Source organism: Acinetobacter sp. OYA S30, assembly GCF_033599315.1.
GTDB classification, from domain to species: domain Bacteria; phylum Pseudomonadota; class Gammaproteobacteria; order Pseudomonadales; family Moraxellaceae; genus Acinetobacter; species Acinetobacter baumannii.
In genome coordinates, this window is the sequence record NZ_JAWVAV010000163.1 from 1 (window position 1) to 348 (window position 348).

General features: G+C 42.5%; 1 protein-coding gene. It reads right to left on the reverse strand.

The genetic code is table 11. The features are described from left to right. On the reverse strand, window positions 1-348 hold a 348-nt coding region (locus tag R5R67_RS19635; RefSeq protein ID WP_318755226.1), incomplete at both ends, for an IS3 family transposase.

A 348-nucleotide genomic window follows, 5' to 3' on the forward strand; every position in this document is an offset into this window, starting at 1 on the left:
CGTAGACCACACTTGATTACTGCGCTGAATAGCCAATCCTTTGAGCAGATATGGATATTTGCGGTGAGCTTGATTAGCCTGGCTTAAATTTGGTTTGCAATATAACGCATTAATGCCCATTTTCTTCATTAAAGTACGTGTATGACGTCGTCCTATATGATGTCCTTGACGATTCAACAAATCACGCATCATACGGCTACCTGCAAAAGGGTATTGCATATGTAACTCATCCATACACCGCATCAGCTTCAGATCTGATGCACTCACAGGTTTTGGGCGATAGTAATAACAACCACGGGAGACTTTCAGCAGCTGAGCTTGCTTAGATACTGAAATCTGAAGTGAGTC